The sequence below is a fragment of the Nitrosomonas communis genome (genome assembly GCF_001007935.1).
Taxonomy (GTDB): domain Bacteria; phylum Pseudomonadota; class Gammaproteobacteria; order Burkholderiales; family Nitrosomonadaceae; genus Nitrosomonas; species Nitrosomonas communis.
In genome coordinates, this window is record NZ_CP011451.1 from 1,600,266 (window position 1) to 1,620,228 (window position 19,963).

Below are 19,963 nucleotides of genomic sequence, written 5' to 3' on the forward strand. Positions count from 1 at the left end.
CCGCTTAAAAATTCAAATTCTTAGAGGACACTTTATTCTTGCAAAAACTTACCAAATTGGATGCGAGGTCGGTAAGCTGCGCAAGCTGCCCGGCCCAAGCTGCGGCATGGCTTTGCAACTCCGCATGATGCTGCCAGAAATCATTCCAATCCAAGCATCCACCGCTGTTCCAGTTGTGGTGAAAAGTACACAATGCGGCAACGGCCTCTTCTGCTAATCCTTGACAATAGCGATACAGGAAAGCATCGAGTTTGATCTGATGGACGTTTTCCTGTTGCGGATAAATTTGCCAGATCAAAGGCCGCGCTGCCCATTGCGCTCGCACGAAGGAGTCTTCACCGCGTACGAAATTGCAGTCGCACGCCCACAACAGGAGATCATAATGCTCCTGTGGCAAGAAAGGAATGATCTGCAGGAGCAAATTGCCACGCTGCACACTATCGCCTACTGCCAGACCTGTTCGTCCAGCCCAGTTCGCTGCCTGTCCCAATGCCTTGCCCTCTGGCAACAGACAACGTATCGCTGTGGTTGAGGCCGCCCAAGCGTCCAGTAGATTGCTTATCGGCGCACTGTCATAGCAAAACAACGAAATGGTGGTTTCGGAAGAAATAGGCAAAGGTAAATCAAGCTGACACCATAATTCTGCCAGATTGTGTTGCAACACATCCCGTTGCATTAGTAGTCCTTTTTCTCGCAGCAACCCACCCGTCATGGGGGTAAAACCGGGAAAGAAGAAATGCTTGATCATCGGTAGGTACGGATGCGGCGAAGGTAGGCCATGACAACCTTCTACCCACTGCTCTGCCGACAAGTATTCCAGATTAATCCATACGCGCTTTACCTTTCCTCTCGCAAGAGAAAGCCTGCTCTGAGCTTGGCCTGTAGAATGGGATACAGTGGGCACCATCGCCGCCACATAATTCTCCGGCAACTCGCAGCCAAATGCCTCAATCACTACATCGGCCGGTGCCAACTCTGGCAATGGCTCAGTCCAGCGCCGCACTTCTACTCCTCGACAATTTTGCACCTCCTGGAAAGCATCAACATCCGGGCAAATGCGCTGCAAGCTAGTTACATTATCTACCCACAGCCGTACTGCAATGCCATGCTCTGCCACTAATTGCCGCGCCAATCGCCAACATACACCAATGTCACCGTAGTTATCTATGACACGACAAAAAATATCCCAACGCATCATCAACTTTGTGGTTGATAAAGAGTTTTTTGCAGTATTTTATATTGCTCTACTCTATCTGCTGTTTTTAGATTGGAATAGCTCCTTCCTATTCTATTATCAGCACGTGCATTAACGGTAGAAGTTCGTCCTGGTCGAGGATGCAATAAGGACGAGTGTGCTTGGTACAATGGTGGAATAAATCTCTTTTTCAACACGTGGGTCCTAATTCGAAGTATAACTTTTGATGACTATCTGGTATAACTTACCGATACACCGAAACACACTTCATGCGGCACTCTCAAAATCCCGATACTTTATCAGTCAATTTCATATTACTGAGAAATACTATCGTAGCAAGCCATTTAAGCCATTACTATTTCTCATTCCATCCTCGCTCCCATGAATGGCCAGGAGGCGCAAGCTAAATGGCAGCTTCCAGCTCTGAGGCGATAGTTTCATGTTCTGCAAATTTATTGCCATTATCAAATGTTACAGTGTGACCTTTATGCTAGTGGGAAAGTAGCAGATTATTAATCCTTTCTGTTACCCCTTCAGTAGGTTTAGTTGATAGTCGCCCGTCAGAATATAGCGCGATTCCACTATGCCAGAATAAGAAGCACTCTTTCGAGCAGCTCGGATGTTATCGTAGCTTGTCTCTTATTAACCTTATAAAAGTTGTACTTCAAACTTGAATCTGCCTTATACGCAAACCCAACACAAATAGGAGAATTTCATGAACGATACCTACATTATAAAAAGGATGACCCAAAAAGAGTTAGATTTCACGATTGAATTAGCTGCATCTGAAGGTTGGAACCCTGGCTTGCATGATAGCGATTGTTTTTACGCAGCCGATAATAACGGCTTTTTTTTAGGCTTACTTAATAATGAACCTGTAGCCTGTTTATCCGCTGTTAAATACAGCAACTCCTTTGGCTTTGTTGGACTTTATATTGTTAAAAAATCATATCGTGGCAAGGGTTATGGCAGCAGAATTATGCATGCGGGATTGGAGTATCTCAAAGGTTGCAATATTGGATTGGATGGCGTACTCGCCCAGTTGAACAATTATAAAAAATACGGTTTTCAACTGGCCTACCATAATATTCGTTATCAAGGGCTAACAGGTGGCAAAGCTCCAAATAATTTAGGCCTGATTAAACTTACAGAAATTCCTTTTAAGCAGATTAATTTATACGACTCAGCATTTTTTCTCGCTGACAGAGCCGCATTTCTAAAATTGTGGCTTACTCAACCAGATAGCGTGGCACTTGGTGTTATTCATGAAGATAAGCTCGTTGCCTATGGAGTCATTCGTGCTTGTCGCGTTGGTTATAAAATTGGTCCATTGTTTGCAGACAGTCCTATATTCGCTGAAATACTGTTTCTAGCACTGAAAGCAAATGTAAGAGCAGAGCAGCCCGTTTTTCTGGATATTATGGAACAAAATTCCAATGCATTTGCATTAGTTCGGCGCCATAAGATGCAGCCAGTTTTTGAGACAGCAAGAATGTACACTCAGCAAGCTCCTGCCTTAGATACTGAGCGATTATACGGCGTGACCAGTTTCGAATTAGGTTAGTTTATATTAGATGCTATCTAATTCCATTTTTAAATCACAACTGACTTTATCGGCTTCACCTTGCCGTATTATTGATATTGTCTGCTGCTCGCCTTCGTGTCTGTTTTGATTTGGAAATGGAATAAGCAATCTAATCTTTGACATGGTATACTTAACTATGGTAATCCACAGTCAATAGTTTCGTTTCGCTTATTTAATTTTTACATTAATTTGGATTCCTGTCATCCAGCCATGAATGTAAGTGATATTTATGGTACTGCAAGGCAAAATAACAGAGATTATTTTTTCTGTCCCCAATCCCTATTTGGTTAAAAATCAGGCGTAGTGATTTATTAGAGCTGCCTCATGATTTTTGGTTGCTATTGAGTTGCTCAAATTTAGCGGAGAATTCGGCCAATGCAGCCCTTAGCCTTCGTTGATCTTGAAACTACTGGCACCATCGCCTCTGTCGATCGGATCACCGAGATTGGCATTATCTTGGTTGATGGCTCTGAGGTTCAAGAATGGAGCTGCCTGATCAATCCGGAAACACGAATCTCTACATTTATTGAGAATTTGACCGGGATTACCAACGAAATGGTAGCAAATGCCCCAACCTTTGCACAGATTGCCCATCAAATATTCCACATGTTAGAAGGCCGTCTTTTCATTGCGCACAACGCCCGGTTCGATTATGGTTTTTTGAAACAATCATTTAGACGCGAAGGTTATGACTTCCGGGCAACGACAATCTGTACCGTCAAACTTTCCAGATGGCTATTCCCCGGACACCCTAAGCACAATCTGGATAGTCTGATTGAGCGGCATGGCTTGCAGGTAAATGGCCGTCACCGAGCACTGGCAGATGCGCAACTTATTCATCAGTTTTGGCAAAAGATCCAGCAACAGATCCCTGCCATCGAAGTTGCGGCTGCGATCAAAGCCTTGTCTGGACGCCCAAGCATGCCGACATATTTGGACGAGCAGGTGCTGGATAGCCTGCCTACAGGTCCTGGTGTTTATTTATTTTACGGAGAGAACGAACTACCACTGTATGTTGGCAAGTCAAAGAAACTTCGCCAAAGGGTGCTTTCTCATTTCACCGGTGATGTTTCGTCAGCAAAAGAAATGAGCCTTTCACAACAGGTACGGCGCATTGACTATATCGAGACAGGAGGCGAGATCGGTGCACTGCTCAAGGAAGTCGAACTGGTGAAAAAGCTTCAACCGACGCATAACCGCAAACTTCGACGCAATAATGAGCTCTGTTCGATCTCACTCAAGGAAACTGAAGCAGGACTGCATGTTAACATAGCTTATGCGCATGATTTAAACTTTGGTGAACAATCGAATCTTTATGGCCTATTTAAAAGTCTGCGAGCAGCCAACAATGCACTGTCCGGTCTGGCAAACGAGCATGGACTTTGCAAGGTCATCATTGGGCTGGAAAAGGTTAAAGCTGGCAACCCATGCTTCGCTAGACAGCTCAAAAAATGCCGCGGTGCGTGTGTTGGTGAAGAACCGTTAGTTATGCATTCACTACGCCTGAAGGAAGTGCTATCCCAACTGCGTATCCATACCTGGCCTTTTACGGGTCCCGCTTACCTAAAAGAAAATGATGATTTGATCATAGTAGATAACTGGGCCTATCTTGGCACGATCAAAACGGAGGGAGAACTCTGCCAACTTCTGGGCTCACCAAGGCCTCAATTCGACAAAGATTCCTACCAGATATTACTGAAGGCTATAAAGTTATTGCAACCTATTTTGGGTTTAAGGGAACAAACCGTCACTTGATCTCGATTAATAGCATTGTCCGGCTCAAGTGCCCAGCCAGAAGCGTGCAGGTCATCAACTCACCACGAACAGCCAAAACAATAGAGTCGTGATGACATAAATATATTTCATTAACGGAAAGCAAACTGCTCAAAATGAATTTGCCGCCTGGATACACCTTGTTTCTGTAACCAACTGATGGCTAGTACTATTAACAACAGTGGTCCACAGAGGTATATTTGCCGCTCTTTTAACCTGCTGATACTCGCCAATGACTTGAATAAAAGCGTGGGATCATTCTCCATTACTAAAGAATAATAATGTAAAACGCTTGACTGGCTGCATAGGTTTGTAGCTCTTTTTCAAAGGGTACATTTTCTTTATCGCGGTGAAGGTAAATCAGATCTGCTCTATGGGCCACTTTGTAACTGCGTAACCAAGCCAGAAAAGGGAGAATACCAATACCAACAGCAATCCATATCTCCGGTGAGAATGGTCGCTCAAGTAAAAAGGTGACATAATTCCATTTCCAAATCAAGAATGACGGGAAGGCGAGCCGCAAACAGTATTAATAATACAACAAGATGAAACCGATAAAGTCAGGTTTGATTTAGAAATCGAATAAAAGCTACCATTGGACGGGGTCGAGCGTGAACCCCCTCCAATATGAAGCTAAAATGGCAAAACTCAAAAAGATCACTTTATTGGGGAGTTACAACATGCTTGAACAGGTCAACCATCTCAGCATTGACCAAGAAACTCCTTAACTACCTGAGCGACCGTCCTTAAAGCTAAACTCTCTTTTTGACAATACACAGAATCACGCACACTTAGGCATATACCTGGCTTCAACTAAACCATTCAACTGAGAGGTAATCCATCTACGTGCGGGTATTTCCAGCAAACGATGACTCCAAATTGCGATCGGGATGACCAGGGTGATCATACAAGTAATGAGTAATAGCGATCCGGCAGCACTACTCTGCAAAGCCAAGCCAGTATAACTTTCCCAATCCTTCTGTGCGGCGAACTTAATAAGATAATGCCACATATAAATGGAGAACGAAAATACTCCGATCGTGTATAGCGGGCGCGTGGCAAGCCACTTGCATAAGAAACCCCGATCTTCCCAAGTAATTAAAACTATCACAGCCATTAAACCAATCGAGACAACATCAGTGATACCAAAGTGTAGTGCCAGCAAAAGCATAATACCTGCCGTGATCTGAATAATCGTTAACCATCTGTCAGAGACAGTAGACATCGTCTCACGCTTTAAGAACAGCATGATCCCAATCAAAAAAGCTGATGCAGCACGTATGATAGACAAGCGAAAATTTTCATCTACATCACTACTAGTACCAAGATAAAAACAATAGAAAAGCATGGCAGTGCATGACCAAGCAAGTAAAACAAGTTTTCTGCCTCGGCCTTCCATGACGAGAAGAGCAGCAAAGCCCAGATAGCAAAAAAACTCCACACTGAGAGACCATGATGGGCGATTCCATGTCTCAAAATCAAACATACCCCAAGCATGAATAAGGAACAGGTTAGCCATCAGTGATTCGGGGCTTCGCAAGTCATCCTCGAATACACAGCAAAATCCTCCCCCCCAACCCCAGTTAATCAGGGCTCCTGTGATAAAGAATAAGCAAACAGCTATAAGCGATACAAAATGTAATGGATATATTCGAGCAAAACGAGCAATCAGATAGTGAGTAACCTCAGGAAAAGTACGACGCTCAGGACGTTCGATACCATAGACATAGGACAAAACGAAACCGCTGAGGATAAAGAAAAAATCTACCCAAAGGTAACCCTTTGCAAAGAAAAATGTTACCTCATCCGGATCAATCGATGGATGCAAAAAGGACCGAAAGTGAACGAGCACTACCATTAATGCTGCCCAGCCTCGTAGAGCAGTATGGGAACGAATCTCATCTTTTTTTAGTGTGTGAATCATAAAAAATTCTCTCCAGTGGCGATACCTCTTGTTACTATGAAGTGAGGTTTCGGTCTGCTTTAAAATGTATTAATTACGGTTTGATTTGACAGTCACCAAGTTGAGCGGCTATCTGCCGGATTGAATCTAATTTCAGTATTTTTATGTGAAATCAGGTAAAAAAATAAAATTTTTAAGCTATAGCCAAGTGGAGAAGCTCTCTACCAAAATGGCTGTACTATGAACAATGGCTCTCTCACTTTATCGCTTCCATGATCATCAATATCAAGCTCCTCGAAAGTACTTACGCCAATTTTAAAGTCATCATTCGAAAAGAAGACATCAGCACTGCTAATGATGCAATAGCCTTACTAGAATCGTTATCCATGTGATCCGCAGCTTTGTATCCATTAATACAGCGATTATCGCCACATAGGAAGAATCACTTATTCCTCTAATACAACTATAAAGAAAGCGGGTGGTGCTCCCAATACGGGTATGCGAATTGTTACTCACCCATAAAGTATTGGCTAACTTTAGCGAAATCGTTAATCAAACGAGAAGTACAAAAATGGTCTGCGATCAATTAAGTTACCTCCTTCTAAAGTAAAGGTAATATAACTATTTAATTCTCAGCATAGCGTTATTGAAAAGTCGGATTCGGATAAATTAATCCATATTTAATCACATGATAATGTGACAAATATTAGTAGATCTATCTCTATCCATTTGGGATATACTTATATTAACTTTATAAATAATTAATTGATAGGAAGATTTCGACTTGAAGATTAACTGTTCATTAAAATTATGCTAATTTTCCGAGACAATTACCGTAAATATAGAATTTTCGCGATGCTTAAAATGATTTAACTTCCTTCACAGCCAAGAACAATTTAATTATCTTATTATTTTCTAATGTAATTAGCCCCTCCACTTATGCAGATAACAAGCTCATCAATAAACGAGACAAATGAGATCACCATTAGTTCCCGTTAACGAAAATCTTTTTCATCATCAGAAGTGATTACACTATTATCATCTTTTTTTTGCTGATCAGTCGTCTTTGGGCGTTCCGAGCGCACGCGATCGGGCATTATGTTAAATAATTGATTAAAGTTCATATTATCCCCAGTATTTAAAACGTTATCAGTATCACTGCCAAATGATTGTGGAGATCTGTGATCAATAGCGTCTTGAGTGGGAAAGGAAAGCGAAGTTTGCTGGGAAGTTGTCTGATTGCTGTTTTGAGAAAATAGAATACTAAGCGCCATACCGGTTATGCTAAGTATAAATAAATAATTAATACCTTTCTGTAGCTGCTGTTTAGATTTACGGCTATTCTGATTATTGATTGAAAGCATCTTCAACAAACTAACCGCTATGACCAGAATCAATCCAGTCAATACCCAGATATTATCCAGATAATTCCAGAAATTAAAAGTTTCCATTTACTGCCACCTCTTCATCTCATCGCCCGATTTTGTCTGGCTAAAGCACAATTACCATAGAGCAAAAAATTCCCTATCTTTTAAAGAGAGCTCTGTATAGCTGGCTTTTTGGGTAAGTGAGTATTCTAAATAATTGATTTTATGTGTCACACACATAGAGCAAAATTTTAAAAGCACAGTTATGCAGAACTCTCAAACATATTCCGATCCAGGATCGGACAATAATTCACTTATCTTCAGAAAAATTATCCAGCACGAAGAACGGTCATTTCTTGTTATATTGGATAAAACTTAAGAGGAAAAGTTTGACAAGATTTTGTATAGAGCAACTAAACTCAGCTATCAGCTCATGTATCAGTTCAGTTAGCCATGTTATTCCATTTCTAAATCAAAGCTGACTTTGCCAGCTTCACCTTGCCGTATTGTTGATGCTGTCTACGGCTCCTCTTCACATCATTTTTGATTTAGAAATGGAGTTATTAAGCCGGATAAATTAATGTGCCAATAACAATACTGCCCCTACTGTAATCGGTAGGGGCAGTATAACATGCGTTTAGGAGCTACCAATCAAGAATCAGATTACCAGATTTCTTCCAAGATATTATTGTCTTAAAGCTAATTTCTAATCTGCCTGTCTTCTCAGGAATGCCGGAATATCCATCGGGTCGACACCTGATTGCTGCATTGCTGCTACCGTGGCACTGCTTCTCCTTCCTGTACGCATCACAGCTGGTTCCTCAAACTGCATAGTGGAGGCTCTATCATCTGTTCCGGTACGGGTATGGATAACGGTAAGGGGTCGGGTTTGGGTTTGAGTAACGCTTCCCAACCCAGTGGCAACGAGCGTTACACGTAAGTCATCGTTCATTCCTTCATCGATGACTGTTCCAACTATAACGGTCGCATCTTCAGCTGTCAGCTCTTTAACCGTATTCATTACTTCATGTACTTCGCGCATTTTCATGCCTGAGTTGGCAGTAATATTTACTAAAACGCCGCGCGCACCTGATAGTGTTATTTCCTCAAGTAGTGGACTAGCCACTGCCTGCTCTGCTGCCATACGTGCACGATCGACCCCACTTGCCACAGCTGAGCCCATCATGGCCATACCCATTTCTGACATGACGGTTTTAACGTCAGCAAAATCGACATTGACAAGCCCGGGACAATTAATCACTTCAGCAATACCCGCTACTGCGCCGTATAGCACGTCATTGGCTGCTTTGAACGCGTCCAGCATACTGATATCGTTACCCAGCACCATCATCAGCTTATCATTGGGAATGACAATTAAAGAATCAACATGCTGTGCCAGGGCTTCCATACCAGCTTGGGCTGTTTTCAGACGTTTTCCTTCAAATGAGAAAGGTTTGCTGACCACAGCAACAGTAAGGATACCCATTTCCTTGGCTATTTGTGCTACCACGGGTGCAGCCCCTGTTCCGGTACCACCACCCATACCGGCTGTTATAAATAGCATATCAGCGCCTTGAATCAATTCTGCAATGCGATCTCGATCTTCCAAAGCAGCTTCACGCCCAACTTCCGGATTGGCACCTGCTCCCAATCCTCTCGTAATACCCCCACCGAGCTGAAGCAAGGTGGGTGCACGGTTTGCTTTGAGTGCCTGCGCATCGGTATTAATACAAATAAATTCAACCCCTTTTGTTTCATTCTGGATCATATGATCGACTGCATTGCCACCACATCCTCCCACACCGATTACTTTTATGATGGCTTCCTGACTATCGGTATTCATGATTTCAAACATGATGCTTCTCCTTTTAGCATGTTAAATTTTAGATAACTTCGTTTTAATGCGCTGTGTTGACAACGCTATACTCAAAAATTCTTCTGAAACCAATTTTTCATTCTTGCGAAGACCTGCTTAGCTGATCCCCCTTGTAAATGGCTGTGCTGATGGAGCCGATGCTCCTCCATACCAGCCATAATTAAACCAATACTTGTGGAAAATCTGGGAGTTCGAACAACTTCCTCCAGACTGCCTTTATACTGAGGTATCCCTAGACGTACAGGCATATGAAATATTTCTTCGCCCAGTTCTACCATTCCCTGCAAAGAGCTACTCCCACCGGTAATAACAATTCCGGATGAAAGCAGCTGTTCAAAACCGCTACGTCGTAATTCAGCTTGTATCAATAAATAAAGCTCTTCTACACGTGGCTCAATAACTTCTGCGAGCGTTTGCCTAGAAAGCTGGCGTGCTCCTCGATTACCTACGTCCGGCACTTCCACCGCTTCACGCACGTCAGCTAACGTGCGTAAGGCACATCCATAACGACACTTGATGTCTTCCGCATCTTTGGTCGGTGTGCGTAGCGCCATGGCAATATCATTCGTGATTTGATCGCCGGCAATCGGAATCACTGCAGTATGGCGAATTGCCCCATTAGTAAATACTGCGATATCAGTTGTTCCTCCGCCGATATCAACCAGACACACACCCAAATCCTTTTCATCCTCAGATAAAACGGCAATGGCCGAAGCGAGTGGTTGCAGAATCAAATCGCGAACTTCCAAACCACAACGATGAACACATTTAATAATATTTTGCGCAGCTGATACTGCGCCAGTCACGATATGCACCTTTACTTCAAGCCGTATTCCACTCATACCAATAGGTTCTCGCACATCTTCCTGCCCATCGACAATAAATTCCTGATTAAGGATATGCAGGATCTGTTGATCAGCTGGGATATTGACCGCTTTGGCGGTTTCCATCACTTTCTCCACATCCAGTGCCGATACTTCTTTATCCTTGATTGCAACCATCCCGTGTGAATTGAACCCTCGAATATGACTGCCTGCAATGCCGGTATAAACTTCACTTACCTTACAGTCTGCCATCAACTCAACTTCTTCGAGTGCTCGCTGGATCGCGGTAACCGTTGTTTCAATGTTAACCACAACGCCTTTCTTCAATCCACGTGAGGGATGACTCCCCAAGCCAATAATCTCAAAACCACCCTCAGGTTTTATTTCAGCAACAATGGCCATAATCTTTGAAGTGCCTATATCCAGACCAACGATCAGGTCTCTGCCTTCTTTGGCTTTATTCATTTAACATTCCTCCCTGATTTCACAACTTCTTGCCGGTACCGGTCTTACGCGAAACCTGTGGCATTGCCTCAGACAGCCGTATGGCAAACCCATTAGGATAACGCAAATCCACATATTCCAGAGGAATTGACTGATTCATGTTTACGATACTTTGGCTATAAACCGAAATATAACGCCTCAGTCGAGTTTCAATTTTTTCACGACCCAGTTTTAATAATGTTCCATTTTCCAGACGAACAAGCCAAGCATGCCGTGGCGATAACGTAATTTCTGCAACACTTTGTTTGATTGGCTCTAATAATTTGTTAAAAACCTTATATTGATCAATAATCACGGATACGCTTTCTTCACTAGGGCCGGTAAAAACCGGCAATATTTCGTCAGTCGGGGCACGAAATATTTCTCCTTGCCTATTCACTAGCGCCGTATCGCCCCAGTACGCAAATGCGCTATGTTCTTCCAACATCACTTTCAATCCTGATGGCCAGGTACGCTGAACCTTTGCTGATCGCACCCATGGCAAACTTTTAAATGTTTCGCGTAATGCATCCAAATTAACAGTAAAAAAATTTCCTCTCACTTCATTCCGAGCAATACTTTCAATCTCTTGGCGGGTGATATACCGTAGCTTAGTATTTTCCAATTGATTGGTACTCATTCCTTCCACACTTATTTCCTTTAGTACAAACAAGGGTAATTTTATCACCCTTGAACCAAGCACATAAATTGCAGCCAATATCACGCCTATAAACATCATGTTGGCAAATAGATTCAGCATTCGATAATTATTCCACATAGGACAATGCCAAAATTTTTACGACTAACTCTTCAAAAGGAATACCTGCAACTTTCGCAGCCATCGGAACAAGGCTATGATCAGTCATGCCTGGGGATGTATTCGTTTCAAGAAAGTAAGGCTGATCATTTTTATCCAAGATCAAATCTACCCTGCTCCATCCTGCGCACCCTAAAATTCTGTGTGCCTGTAAAGCCTGCGCCTGTAACTGGCGACTCAGTTCATCCGGCAGCCCGCTTGGACAAAAATAACGGGTATCATTTGCAACATACTTTGCATGATAATCGTACAGTTCTCCGGTCACTTCTATACGAACCAGTGGCAACGGTGTCTCACCCAGAATAGCGGCAGTTAATTCCTTACCCTCAATAAATTGCTCTGCCAATACAATCGAATCATGCTGTGCTGCTAACTGATAAGCATTTGAAAAGTCTTTCTTTGACTCAATCTTACTAAGGCCTATTGTTGAGCCTTCGCGTGCAGGCTTAATGATCAAAGGTAAATCGAGATAAGCTGCCACTTCATCAAAATCACTTTGGGCATCGATGATAAGGTAACGGGGTGTACTAATGCCCACGGCCTGCCAGATTAGTTTAGTACGCCATTTATCCATTGCCAGAGCGCTCGCAAGAACACCACTGCCAGTATAAGGCAACCCCATCAGTTCCAAAGCCCCCTGGACTGAACCATCTTCTCCATAACGGCCATGCAATGCGATGAATGCCCGATTGAACCCTTGTTGCTGTAGCGTCTCCATGGGCTGATGAGCCGGATCAAAAGGATAGGCATCCACCCCTTCACTTAGCAGCGCCTCAAGTACTGCCGCGCCACTTTTAAGTGAAATTTCACGCTCTGCTGAACGCCCACCTAGCAGTACTGCAACTTTTCCGTAGTCAGGCACACGCATTACTCTCATCCCTGGCATCGCCAATAATCCTAACCTCCTGAATCAAATCAATTCCTGTTTTTTCCTTCACGGTGTTGCGTATCATGGAAATAATTGCCTCGATATCCGCAGCAGTAGCACCCTCGTCATTGACGATAAAGTTAGCATGCTTGCTTGAAACGACTGCTCCACCTACACGATAGCCCTTGAGACCCGATGCTTCAATCAGGCGCGCCGCATAGTCGCCAGTCGGGTTACGGAAAACCGAACCTGCATTAGGAAAACTCAGTGGTTGACTACTAATACGCGCTGCTAATAATGCTTTGATTTTTTGTCGGGAATCGTCATGATTACCTTGGTGTAATTTGAACCACCCGCCGACAAACCATTCTTCATTGTCGATGCTATCGGATGCTTGTTGCAAAGCGATATGCCGGTACCCGACGAGATAATCCTCTGGGTTGCGTTCATGCAGCTTACCTACTCGATCAACTGTTTTGACCTTCTCTACAATTTCCCAAGTTTCTGCCCCATAACATCCGGCATTCATTGCTAAGGCTCCCCCTATCGTCCCTGGAATTCCAGCCAGAAATTCGGCACCAGCCAAATGATGTAAAGCTGCAAAACGTGCCAGCTTGGCACAAGGTACTCCCGCCTCAGCGTAAATTAAGCCACCTGCTTCATCTTGTTTGATCAGCAGTAAAGCATTGAGCCGAGCATGCAATACCACGACTACACCGCGAAGCCCTCCGTCACGCACCAGCAAATTGCTCCCTAACCCAATCATATGAACCGGCTCGGTTCTCGGTAAATGGTGTAAAAAAAAGGCAAGATCTTGCAGATCAGCCGGTAAGTAAAAATAATCTGCCACACCTCCAGCACGCCAGGAAACGTGCTTTCTCATTGGCTCATGCATGCGTAGCTCACCCCGTAGCAAACGGGTATCGATCACTCCAATAAAATCATCCTGCTCTGAAATGCTCATAACAGTCACATGCGGCCGAGATACCGCTCGACTAGATTTTGGATGGCGTGATATCAGTGTACTCATAGCTTCATTCACCGACGACAGCCAGCTTTTTCACGGCTTGCTTCACGCGAGCAGCTACTTTCCCTATCGAGCCAGCACCCATGATCAATACGATATCCTTATCTAATACAACCTCATGGATCACTGCAGGAAGTTCCTCTATATATTCGGTATAAATGGGTTCCAATTTCCCTAGTACTCTAATGGCACGAGCTAGTGATTTGCTATCGGCAGCAACGATCGGCTCCTCTCCCGCTGAATAGACCTCGGTCAGCAGCAATAGATCAGCGCTCGACAATACTCGGATGAAATCTTCAAACACATCTCGCGTACGAGTATAACGGTGAGGTTGAAAAACCAACACGAGCCGGCGTCCAGGAAATGCACCGCGCGCTGCCGCCATAGTTGCAGCGATTTCCGCTGGATGGTGACCATAATCATCTATCAAGGTAAAACTACCTTGTCCGTTCAATTTAATCTCACCATAGCGCTGAAAACGGCGTTCGACCCCCTCAAATGTCGCCATCGCACGAATGATGGCCGCATCTGAGACGCCCAGCTCATTACAAACTGCTATAGCGGCAAGCGCATTCTGAACATTATGAATACCTGGCAGATTAAGCGTAACCTTGATTTTGCGTGCGGCACCATTTACGCCAATATGTGCACAAAAATGCATTCTGCCATGATCGTGGCGAATATCAGTCGCACTAATATGGGCACCTTCGGACAAGCCATAGGTGGTCACTGGCTTAGTAATGGCTGACATGATTTCGCGCACATTTTTATCATCGATGCATAAAACTGCCATGCCATAAAAGGGTAAGTGCTCGATAAATTCGACAAATGTTTGTTTGAGCTTACTGAAATCATGACCATAAGTAACCATATGATCGGCATCAATATTGGTCACTACTGCCAGAATAGGCTTTAAATAAAGGAAGGAAGCATCAGACTCATCTGCTTCTACTACGATAAATTCACCACTACCGAGTTTGGCATGACTGCCCGCTGCCTCGAGTTTGCCGCCAATCACGAAAGTCGGGTCAAGTCCTGCTTCTGCCAAAATACTTGCAATGAGGCTGGTGGTAGTCGTTTTACCATGGGTACCTGCGACAGCTATGCCTTGTCGCAAGCGTAATAATTCTGCCAGCATCATGGCACGGGGTACTACCGGAATACGACGTTCACGTGCGGCTGTAACCTCAGGATTGTCCTGTTTTACTGCAGTTGAAGTTACCACAACGTCAGCAGATGCCACATTCTCTTTCGCATGGCCGATATGAACTATGGCACCTAATTGCCGCAAACGCTCAGTTGTTAGATTCTTGCTTAGATCAGAGCCGCTTACCCGATAACCCTGGTTAATCATGACTTCAGCGATGCCACTCATCCCTGAACCGCCAATGCCGACAAAATGCACATGCCTAACCTTATGTTTCATCTGGCCCGCGCTCCTATTTCCAGACAGACATCTGCGACTATTCTGGTGGCATCCGGTTTCGCCAGACTGCGCGCGAGTGTTGCCATCTCCAGCAATCTTTCACGTGTAAATCCCTGGATCAAATCTGCCAGAACCTCTGGAGTCAATTGGTCTTGCGGCAATAACAGGGCGGCATTATGTTGGCTTAAGAACTGAGCATTAGCCGTTTGATGATCATCCACTGCAAAAGGGTAGGGAACAAGAATACTAGCCACACCCACCACCGCCAGCTCTGATATCGTCAGCGCACCAGCACGGCAGATGACTAGATCGCATTCCGCATAACTCGCAGCCATATCTTCGATAAACGATACCAGGTCGCCCTCTACCCCACATTCGGAATAATTTTTTTGCAATTCATTCAAATTATTTTTTCCTGCCTGGTGGGTGATCCAAGGGCGCTCATTTGCTGGAATCAGCTTTAATGCCTGGGGTATGGTGGTATTCAGTATGCGTGCCCCCAAACTGCCCCCGATCACTAATACCTTAAGCCTCCCACTCCGCTTAGCAAAACGTTGCTCAGGTACTGGCAAGCGCAAAATGTCATATCGCACTGGATTTCCAGTCACCTGTACTTTGTTGGTCGTCCCTTCTATGGCCGCAGGAAATCCCAGTAAAATTTTGTCAGCGATTTTTGCAAGAACCCGGTTCGTAAGGCCAGGAATTGCATTTTGCTCATGAATTAAGAGAGGTTTATTTAGTAATGAGGCCATGATACCGCCTGGAAAAGCGGGATAGCCGCCCATTCCCAATACCACATCGGGTTGAGTGCGGATAATTATTCTGGCGCTCTGCCAGAAAGCCAGCAGCAAGCGCCATGGCAACCATAACCAATCCAACGCTTTTTTCCCCCTCAAACCGGAGAATTCAATAAGCTCAGTGTGATAGCCATGCTTGGGTACTAATACCGCTTCCATCCCATTATATGTACCCAACCAGACGATATTCCAATCTAATGTTTTCATATGATCAGCCACTGCCAATCCAGGAAAAACATGACCGCCTGTTCCACCAGCCATAATCATGATTGTTCGTGCCACCTTCACATCACTAGAATAGTTATCAAAGTCATCACACGTTTAACCCTTTTATTTTCTGTCTATTTTCCCAATCTATCCGCAATAAGACAGCAAGTGCAATACAGGTAACAACGATACTACTTCCACCAAAACTCATAAGTGGTAGTGTCAATCCTTTGGTCGGCAACACACCCATATTTACCCCCATATTGATAAAAGCCTGGAACCCCAGCCAAACCCCGATTCCTTGTGCTACCAAGGCTGAGAAATAGTTTTCCAGGAGGGCTGCGGTACGGCCGATACTAAATGCGCGCACAAGTATACAAGTAAACATCGCCATCACTGTTGCCACACCTACAAACCCCAATTCTTCAGCAAGCACAGCAAACATAAAATCAGTATGTGCTTCCGGCAAGTAAAACAGTTTTTCTACACTTCCACCCAACCCCACTCCAAACCATTCACCTCGCCCAAATGCAATTAATGCATGGCTTAATTGATAACCCTTGCCATAAGGATCAGCCCATGGATCCAGAAAGCCATCAATACGGCTACTACGATAACTTACTGATATAATTAATAAACTTAAACAAGCAACGAGCAACCCCGTCACGCCAATAAATAGCTTAAGACTCATCCCCCCCATGAACATAATGGCAACCGCAATGCCAGTCACAACGACAAATGCGCCGTAATCAGGTTCGCGCAGTAACAAAAAACCTACTGCGGATATCAAAGCTACGATAGGTAAAACCCCCTTACGCCAGTTATCGAGGTAAGCTAATTTACGAACGACATAATCCGAAGCGTAGATCACCATTAAGAGCTTCATCAGCTCAGATGGTTGAAAATTGACTATTCCCAGAGAAATCCAGCGCTGACTGCCATTAATTTCACGACCAATTCCTGGAATCAATACCAGAATTAATAATATGGTTCCGACCAAAAATAGATAGGGACAATATTCCCGCCATGTGCGCATAGGAAATTGGAAAGCAAAAAATCCAATTACTAGACCTACGAACAAATAAATACTATGGCGTATCAAATAATAGTATGAGCCACTTTCACCATATTCCGACTCGGCGATTGCAATGGATGCAGAATAAACCATGACCAACCCAAGGCTTAACAATACGAGTGCAGACCAAATCAGATAGAAGTCAAAATCGGTTGTTATTTCTTGGCGATTAATAGTGGGCTGGTTAATCATGGATCAATGGCTCTCTTGATCAGAAAAAATAAACTTCTTTTCAATTTCTTTGACAGCAGCAATAAAAACTTCTGCCCGATGGATGTAATTTCTAAACATATCCAGACTGGCACAAGCTGGGGACAACATCACCACATCACCGGGCTGTGCCAATAAAAAACTTATCCGTACAGCCTCGTCCATCGTTGCTGCATAGTGAATTGAAAGCTGGCCATCACTGATCACTTCAGCGATCTTCTTGGCATCACGACCAAGCAATACCACTGCACGTGTACAGTTAGCTACAGCTTGCTTTAAAGGAAAAAAGTCTTGTCCCTTCCCATCTCCCCCTGCAATTAACACCACGTTTTTTTGCATTCCACTCAACGCTGCAATAGCGGATCCTACATTAGTGCTTTTGGAGTCATCATAAAAAGTAACATTATTGATCACCGCTATTTTTTGCATACGATGAGGCAATCCCTGAAACGCACGCAAAGTTTTCAACAAGGGCTCATAGGGCAATGTGACGGCACGACATAACGCTATCGCTGCCAGCGCATTGGCAATATTATGCCTGCCTGGAATCATCATCTCGCTCGCTTTTATTAGGTACATTCCTCCTTGAACCAGCCAAAGATCTGCACCACTTTGCAATAAACCAAAATCCATATTTGAGATGGGTTCATCCAGGCCAAAAGTCATTTGTTTTCTGTCAGGCAATGCCATAGCGCGCACCATTGCATCATCCCGATTTAGAATTTGGACACTTTTATTATCTCCGATAAAGATTCTTGCTTTGGCTACTGCATAGTCATGCATGCCAGCATAGCGATCGAAGTGATCTTCACTTAAATTAAGTACCGCTGCTGCATCAGCAGCAAGATTATGTGTTGTTTCCAGTTGAAAACTGGAAAGCTCCAGTACCCAATATTGCGGCAATTTACCCAAGTCCATGCGGCGCATGAGTGATTCCAATACTGCCGGACCAATGTTGCCTGCCACTTCAACATCCCATCCTGCATTTCTGACCATCTCACCTACCATCGTTGTGACAGTTGTCTTTCCATTCGAACCGGTAATGGCCAGAATTTTGGGCCTTGGTTGCTCAAGCTTTTCTAGTGCCCGGGCAAATAATTCAATATCTCCTACAACGGGGATGTCGCGCTTCACAGCTTGTTGTACGAGCGGCTCAGCTAATGGCACACCCGGGCTGATCGCAATGAGATCAACATCATCAAATACTTCTGCTCTGAACGGCCCACTGTATATTTTTCCAGCAGGAAGCAAATGTTCCAGCACTGCATGATTGGGAGGGGAAGTACGATTATCAGCAACACGCACCTCTGCACCTTGGCGTGCCAACCATTTCACCATCGATAGACCCGTTTCACCCATTCCCAAAACCAGCACTTTTTTATTATGCAGATTCATCGTAACTTTAATGTTGATAATCCCACTAACACTAGAATGATTGTCAGAATCCAGAATCTGACAACCACCTGATTTTCTTTCCATCCTTTCAATTCAAAATGATGATGAAGGGGCGCCATACGGAAGATACGCTTACCAAACAGCTTAAAGGATGTGACTTGTAACATCACAGACAAAGCTTCCATCACAAATACTCCGCCCATAATGACCAACACGATCTCCTGGCGGACAATCACGGTGATCACTCCTAATGCTGCACCCAGTGAAAGCGCACCTACATCGCCCATAAATACTTCTGCCGGATAAGTGTTAAACCATAGAAATGCCAAACCAGCACCCGCAAGCGCACCACAAAAAACCGCCAGTTCACCTGCATTAGGGATATAAGGAATACCCAGATATTTTGCGAAAACAACATGACCGGCTACATAAGCAAAAATCGCCAGCGCACCGCTAATCATAACTGTCGGCATAATGGCAAGACCATCTAATCCATCTGTCAAATTTACTGCATTACTTGTTCCCACGATAACGAGATAAGTCAACAACACAAAACCAGAGATACCCAATGGAATCACCACCTCTTTAAAGAATGGCACAATCATATTAATCTGTTCAGGAAGCTCAGCTATCGAGACGAGATACCATGCCACACAACACGCGATGACTGATTGCCAGAAAAACTTCACTGATGCAGACAGGCCTCTGGAATTACGATGGACTACTTTGCGATAATCATCTATCCAGCCAATGACGCCAAATCCCAAAGTTGTCAATAAAACGATCCAAATGTATTGATTAGTCAGATCCGCCCATAATAGCGTTGTAATAATAATCGAGACGAGTATCAGTGCTCCCCCCATTGTTGGCGTGCCCGCCTTAACAAGATGAGTTTGCGGACCATCATTGCGTACGGATTGGCCAATTTTATACGCCATCAACTTGCGGATCATGGTCGGGCCGACAATAAATGAAATCACCAGGGCGGTAAGTGCAGCCAACATCGTGCGTAAAGTAATATAACTAAACACATTAAATGCACGGATGTCCTGGGAAATCCATTGAGAGATGACTAATAGCATTTTTATCCTTAGAACACTACAAGTTGCTGATATTGCATTAAATAGTTATTGTC

16 protein-coding genes are annotated in these 19,963 nt (G+C 44.0%); 2 read left to right on the forward strand and 14 right to left on the reverse strand.

Features of this window, described 5'->3' with window-relative positions; translation table 11 throughout:
- Window positions 1–4 precede the first annotated feature (4 nt).
- Window positions 5–1,198 (reverse strand): elongation factor P maturation arginine rhamnosyltransferase EarP, encoded by a 1,194-nt coding sequence (gene earP / locus AAW31_RS07340; RefSeq protein WP_235264523.1) that lies wholly within the window; start codon window positions 1,196–1,198, stop codon window positions 5–7.
- A gap of 712 nt (window positions 1,199–1,910) precedes the next feature.
- Here earP and AAW31_RS07345 point away from each other — a divergent pair.
- Both AAW31_RS07345 and AAW31_RS07350 read left to right on the forward strand, forming a co-directional pair.
- Window positions 1,911–2,759: a GNAT family N-acetyltransferase gene (locus AAW31_RS07345; RefSeq protein ID WP_046849734.1), complete on the forward strand. Its 849-nt coding sequence runs from the start codon at window positions 1,911–1,913 to the stop codon at window positions 2,757–2,759.
- Between the two features lie 396 nt (window positions 2,760–3,155).
- Entirely contained in the window at window positions 3,156–4,535 is a 1,380-nt protein-coding gene (locus AAW31_RS07350; protein ID WP_046849735.1) for a 3'-5' exonuclease family protein, read from the forward strand.
- 286 nt (window positions 4,536–4,821) lie between these two features.
- Here the strand turns inward: AAW31_RS07350 and AAW31_RS07355 are convergent, their stop codons facing one another.
- The 13 genes from AAW31_RS07355 to mraY form a co-directional block, all read right to left on the reverse strand.
- Window positions 4,822–5,052, reverse strand: a complete 231-nt coding sequence (locus AAW31_RS07355) for a ferredoxin reductase domain-containing protein (protein WP_046849736.1) — start codon at window positions 5,050–5,052, stop codon at window positions 4,822–4,824.
- Between the two features lie 282 nt (window positions 5,053–5,334).
- The gene (locus tag AAW31_RS18875; RefSeq protein ID WP_052752137.1) at window positions 5,335–6,477 is read right to left on the reverse strand and encodes an acyltransferase family protein; all 1,143 of its coding nucleotides are present in this window, start codon (window positions 6,475–6,477) and stop codon (window positions 5,335–5,337) included.
- Between the two features lie 974 nt (window positions 6,478–7,451).
- On the reverse strand, window positions 7,452–7,907 hold the full coding sequence (locus tag AAW31_RS07365; RefSeq protein ID WP_046849737.1) for a hypothetical protein: 456 nt from the start codon (window positions 7,905–7,907) through the stop codon (window positions 7,452–7,454).
- A gap of 622 nt (window positions 7,908–8,529) precedes the next feature.
- Entirely contained in the window at window positions 8,530–9,678 is a 1,149-nt protein-coding gene (gene ftsZ, locus AAW31_RS07370; protein WP_046849738.1) for a cell division protein FtsZ, read from the reverse strand.
- A gap of 71 nt (window positions 9,679–9,749) precedes the next feature.
- Window positions 9,750–10,988: a cell division protein FtsA gene (ftsA, locus tag AAW31_RS07375; protein ID WP_046849739.1), complete on the reverse strand. Its 1,239-nt coding sequence runs from the start codon at window positions 10,986–10,988 to the stop codon at window positions 9,750–9,752.
- Between the two features lie 19 nt (window positions 10,989–11,007).
- A complete protein-coding gene (locus tag AAW31_RS07380) occupies window positions 11,008–11,766 on the reverse strand; it encodes a cell division protein FtsQ/DivIB (RefSeq protein WP_235264524.1) in 759 nt (252 codons plus the stop codon).
- A 7-nt stretch (window positions 11,767–11,773) separates the two neighbouring features.
- Window positions 11,774–12,691, reverse strand: coding sequence for a D-alanine--D-alanine ligase (locus tag AAW31_RS07385; RefSeq protein WP_144413047.1), 918 nt, complete (start codon window positions 12,689–12,691; stop codon window positions 11,774–11,776).
- The gene (gene murB, locus AAW31_RS07390; protein WP_187426896.1) at window positions 12,678–13,655 is read right to left on the reverse strand and encodes a UDP-N-acetylmuramate dehydrogenase; all 978 of its coding nucleotides are present in this window, start codon (window positions 13,653–13,655) and stop codon (window positions 12,678–12,680) included. The genes AAW31_RS07385 and murB overlap by 14 nt, the downstream gene beginning before the upstream one ends.
- Before the next feature lie 70 nt (window positions 13,656–13,725).
- Entirely contained in the window at window positions 13,726–15,144 is a 1,419-nt protein-coding gene (gene murC, locus AAW31_RS07395; protein ID WP_046849742.1) for a UDP-N-acetylmuramate--L-alanine ligase, read from the reverse strand.
- On the reverse strand, window positions 15,141–16,208 hold the full coding sequence (murG, locus tag AAW31_RS07400; RefSeq protein WP_046849743.1) for an undecaprenyldiphospho-muramoylpentapeptide beta-N-acetylglucosaminyltransferase: 1,068 nt from the start codon (window positions 16,206–16,208) through the stop codon (window positions 15,141–15,143). Before murG ends, murC begins: the two co-directional genes overlap by 4 nt.
- A 46-nt stretch (window positions 16,209–16,254) precedes the next feature.
- On the reverse strand, window positions 16,255–17,415 hold the full coding sequence (gene ftsW / locus AAW31_RS07405) for a putative lipid II flippase FtsW (RefSeq protein WP_046849744.1): 1,161 nt from the start codon (window positions 17,413–17,415) through the stop codon (window positions 16,255–16,257).
- A 3-nt stretch (window positions 17,416–17,418) separates the two neighbouring features.
- On the reverse strand, window positions 17,419–18,828 hold the full coding sequence (gene murD / locus AAW31_RS07410; RefSeq protein WP_046849745.1) for a UDP-N-acetylmuramoyl-L-alanine--D-glutamate ligase: 1,410 nt from the start codon (window positions 18,826–18,828) through the stop codon (window positions 17,419–17,421).
- Window positions 18,825–19,910, reverse strand: coding sequence for a phospho-N-acetylmuramoyl-pentapeptide-transferase (mraY, locus tag AAW31_RS07415; protein ID WP_046849746.1), 1,086 nt, complete (start codon window positions 19,908–19,910; stop codon window positions 18,825–18,827). Before mraY ends, murD begins: the two co-directional genes overlap by 4 nt.
- Between the last annotated feature and the right edge of the window lie 53 nt (window positions 19,911–19,963).

Coding starts and splice junctions, on each gene's coding strand:
- earP (WP_235264523.1), bottom strand. CDS start 1,198: ATGATGCGTTGGGATATTTTTTGTCGTGTCATAGATAACTACGGTGAC.
- AAW31_RS07345 (WP_046849734.1), top strand. CDS start 1,911: ATGAACGATACCTACATTATAAAAAGGATGACCCAAAAAGAGTTAGAT.
- AAW31_RS07350 (WP_046849735.1), top strand. CDS start 3,156: ATGCAGCCCTTAGCCTTCGTTGATCTTGAAACTACTGGCACCATCGCC.
- AAW31_RS18875 (WP_052752137.1), bottom strand. CDS start 6,477: ATGATTCACACACTAAAAAAAGATGAGATTCGTTCCCATACTGCTCTA.
- AAW31_RS07365 (WP_046849737.1), bottom strand. CDS start 7,907: ATGGAAACTTTTAATTTCTGGAATTATCTGGATAATATCTGGGTATTG.
- ftsZ (WP_046849738.1), bottom strand. CDS start 9,678: ATGTTTGAAATCATGAATACCGATAGTCAGGAAGCCATCATAAAAGTA.
- ftsA (WP_046849739.1), bottom strand. CDS start 10,988: ATGAATAAAGCCAAAGAAGGCAGAGACCTGATCGTTGGTCTGGATATA.
- AAW31_RS07380 (WP_235264524.1), bottom strand. CDS start 11,766: ATGCTGAATCTATTTGCCAACATGATGTTTATAGGCGTGATATTGGCT.
- AAW31_RS07385 (WP_144413047.1), bottom strand. CDS start 12,691: ATGCGTGTGCCTGACTACGGAAAAGTTGCAGTACTGCTAGGTGGGCGT.
- murB (WP_187426896.1), bottom strand. CDS start 13,655: ATGAGCATTTCAGAGCAGGATGATTTTATTGGAGTGATCGATACCCGT.
- murC (WP_046849742.1), bottom strand. CDS start 15,144: ATGAAACATAAGGTTAGGCATGTGCATTTTGTCGGCATTGGCGGTTCA.
- murG (WP_046849743.1), bottom strand. CDS start 16,208: ATGATTATGGCTGGTGGAACAGGCGGTCATGTTTTTCCTGGATTGGCA.
- ftsW (WP_046849744.1), bottom strand. CDS start 17,415: ATGATTAACCAGCCCACTATTAATCGCCAAGAAATAACAACCGATTTT.
- murD (WP_046849745.1), bottom strand. CDS start 18,828: ATGAATCTGCATAATAAAAAAGTGCTGGTTTTGGGAATGGGTGAAACG.
- mraY (WP_046849746.1), bottom strand. CDS start 19,910: ATGCTATTAGTCATCTCTCAATGGATTTCCCAGGACATCCGTGCATTT.